The sequence below is a fragment of the Pseudogemmobacter bohemicus genome (genome assembly GCF_003290025.1).
Lineage (GTDB): Bacteria > Pseudomonadota > Alphaproteobacteria > Rhodobacterales > Rhodobacteraceae > Pseudogemmobacter > Pseudogemmobacter bohemicus.
Genome location: NZ_QNHG01000004.1, coordinates 104,171 through 106,595 on the forward strand (window position 1 = coordinate 104,171; position 2,425 = coordinate 106,595).

The following is a 2,425-nucleotide window of genomic DNA, read 5'->3' on the forward strand; positions in this document are numbered from 1 at the left end:
AGGCTTAGAACCACGACCAATAGAATATGCCATTTTATAAATCCTCTGATGATTGATCAATCAGAGTTATTTAGATGACCGCCAGTTTAGCCTTCCGAATACCAAACATCATAGTCGATAGAATAGCGATACAGGGTCTCATTGGCTGATGTATCGGAATTCATTCTGATAGAGCGCATAAGCACATTCTTGACTTCCCCCTCCCCCTCATACCCGTCAAGTATGTTCAATTTATCTTTGAGCGTCTTAGCTTCGATCAGATCAAGAGACCAAATATCAAGCTGAACCACACATCTGCGGAAATTTAGCCGACCGGCAAAATCATTCTGGGCTTGTTCATCGATCAAATGCAGAAGGATAAGCGGGTAATCAGCATCCTTTGGAGCATCCGACCAGTAAACAGCCCCGGTTTCCGCGATTTCTTTAACGATTGTTCGAAATGCGATTTCCATTTATTGTCCCCTTCTTGCGGCTCTGGCTTGCCGTCTTGCTTGATTTTTGACTGCCTTATTGATTTCAATCCACATTTCTTCGCCCAGATCGATCAGAAGCTTGTTCGTTCCAGCTTCGAAGGCGGGCCGCATGAAGGGTTTCGGGCTTGTGCCAGGGTGATCTGATCCCGCGAATTTGCCTTTATTCTTATGCGGGGCAGTGCCAAATTCGACAAGGTGAGCATGTGCGCCCTTCGGCCAGCTTGGACCAACATAAAGATTGACCTCATGCTTAACTTTATCACCCTTTGCCGCTCTGGTTTGGCTCTTGTTCAGCTTCCCAGAAACAGTAATTGAATTTTGCAGGTTACCTGTCGGGCCTTTCGGAGCGCGGGAACGGGCATCATCGGCCATCGGTTGGGCAGCTTTAGCCAATGCTTTCCGCAGTGCTGCCTTCTGCGTTGAAAGCTTTTCTAAGCCTTCAAGAGCCTTATTCAAATCTTCCCAGCCATCCATTTCGAATTTAGTTGTCATGGCTGGATTACTCCCCTATCTTTTAGGGTTTGGATCAATTCTTTTTTAGAAGATGAGCATACGGCGTAATCCAGCCGGTCTCGTTTCCAGAGGTTCTCCGCCGCTGCCAGTGAAATATCCGTTTTGGGTAGTGTTTGCAGATCGTCACAAAGGGCGATCACATCAGGAGCGAAATACTGTTCACTTGATTTGATCGACCCTGAACAGCCGACTAACAGCAAACAGGCAATCCCTGCCAGAAACATCCTCATACGCTTCAACATTCGACTTCTCCAAACTCAATTCCTTATTCTTCAAATCTTCCAGGCGGATCAGTTCGCGGCTGAAATGGTCAACTTCCGCAGCCCGTGTTTCTTCAATTTGTTCAACCTTATCCCGCAATTCGGAAATAGTGTTATGCTGGCTTTTTATCAATCCGACTGCGCTGACACCAATAGCAATGAACAAGATATATCCGATCAATGCATTTCTCATTTCCGCAGCCCCGCAGTTATCTCAATAAAGTTTTCATCGTCACGCCAAGGCTTTGCTCCATCAATGAAGTATGTCTTTCCCGAGAATACGATTTCATTTTCATGGCTGATTTCGACATCCGGAATGCGGCGAATAACAAATCTCATTTTCAGGTCACGACCAGCGGAGCCAGCGGAAAATCTTTGAGCGTCTGAGAGATAAGACACATTGGCCCAAACTGATTTCAGATCGGTGAAGACTTCCTTTTTCCGCAACCCGTCATCAATGAGCGTTTTCGCCCGGATAGTAATTCGCTTATCAAGTTTTCCGGATTGCATCAGATCATATCCCTTCCCGGTCTGATCGATTGAAAAAGCATTTCAAAACCATATGGAACCTTGATCATCTGACCGGCAACGACTGCCTCACGATTTGCGAACCAATGCGCGATCAGCAACATGCAAGCTAAGTCATAGGATTTTGGGGAATCTGCATCATTCAAAACGCCTGTGACGCCTGAAACATATTCAGTTGCCGCGCCAATCAGGGCAGTAATCGCGTCGTCTTCATCATTGAATTCAACTCGCATGTGCCGTTTTACATCAGAAATTTCAATCATGGTTTACCCCTATCGCTTTCGAATATTTAGGATCAACGGGATTACGGAAATGAAAAAACCCGAACCAATGAATGATCCGGGTTTATCAGTTTCAATTTTTGGAAGGCTTATGCCGAGACAACCAGCGCTTTGAGAGCATTAGCGTCTTTCACAATACCGCCGACACGCTTAGAAGCATAGAGAGTCAGGAAGCCTTTATTCGTGACTTGATCGGGGATCACTGTCAGGCCAACAATATCACTGATCAGATAGCCGCGAGCGAAGTCACCGAAGATCACCGGCTTCGCACCAGCGCCAACAGCAGGCATGTTTTCGTCTGCGAAGACCGGACGGCCAAGCAGAGTTTCAGCGACACCAGCAGCAATAGCAGGCTGATAGATGTAGTCCT

At 46.6% G+C, this 2,425-nt stretch carries 6 protein-coding genes; all 6 read right to left on the reverse strand.

The genetic code is table 11. From position 1 onward, the window contains the following. Positions 1–86 precede the first annotated feature (86 nt). Positions 87–452 (reverse strand): hypothetical protein, encoded by a 366-nt coding sequence (locus tag DRF71_RS19575; protein ID WP_112312252.1) that lies wholly within the window; start codon positions 450–452, stop codon positions 87–89. Then, on the reverse strand, positions 453–965 hold the full coding sequence (locus DRF71_RS19580; protein ID WP_112312253.1) for an HK97-gp10 family putative phage morphogenesis protein: 513 nt from the start codon (positions 963–965) through the stop codon (positions 453–455). It abuts the gene before it with no gap. A gap of 180 nt (positions 966–1,145) precedes the next feature. Further along, positions 1,146–1,427 carry a hypothetical protein gene (locus DRF71_RS19585; RefSeq protein ID WP_157971187.1) on the reverse strand — a complete coding sequence of 94 codons (282 nt, stop codon included), beginning with the start codon at positions 1,425–1,427 and terminating at the stop codon, positions 1,146–1,148. Positions 1,428–1,435: 8 nt separating this feature from the next. Beyond that, positions 1,436–1,756: a phage head closure protein gene (locus DRF71_RS19590; RefSeq protein WP_112312255.1), complete on the reverse strand. Its 321-nt coding sequence runs from the start codon at positions 1,754–1,756 to the stop codon at positions 1,436–1,438. Continuing rightward, a complete protein-coding gene (locus DRF71_RS19595) occupies positions 1,756–2,037 on the reverse strand; it encodes a head-tail connector protein (protein ID WP_112312256.1) in 282 nt (93 codons plus the stop codon). Before DRF71_RS19595 ends, DRF71_RS19590 begins: the two co-directional genes overlap by 1 nt. 107 nt (positions 2,038–2,144) lie before the next feature. Next, positions 2,145–2,425 (reverse strand): phage major capsid protein (locus DRF71_RS19600; RefSeq protein ID WP_112312257.1); only part of this gene is annotated, 281 nt, incomplete at its 5' end.

Coding starts and splice junctions, on each gene's coding strand:
- DRF71_RS19575 (WP_112312252.1), bottom strand. CDS start 452: ATGGAAATCGCATTTCGAACAATCGTTAAAGAAATCGCGGAAACCGGG.
- DRF71_RS19580 (WP_112312253.1), bottom strand. CDS start 965: ATGACAACTAAATTCGAAATGGATGGCTGGGAAGATTTGAATAAGGCT.
- DRF71_RS19590 (WP_112312255.1), bottom strand. CDS start 1,756: ATGCAATCCGGAAAACTTGATAAGCGAATTACTATCCGGGCGAAAACG.
- DRF71_RS19595 (WP_112312256.1), bottom strand. CDS start 2,037: ATGATTGAAATTTCTGATGTAAAACGGCACATGCGAGTTGAATTCAAT.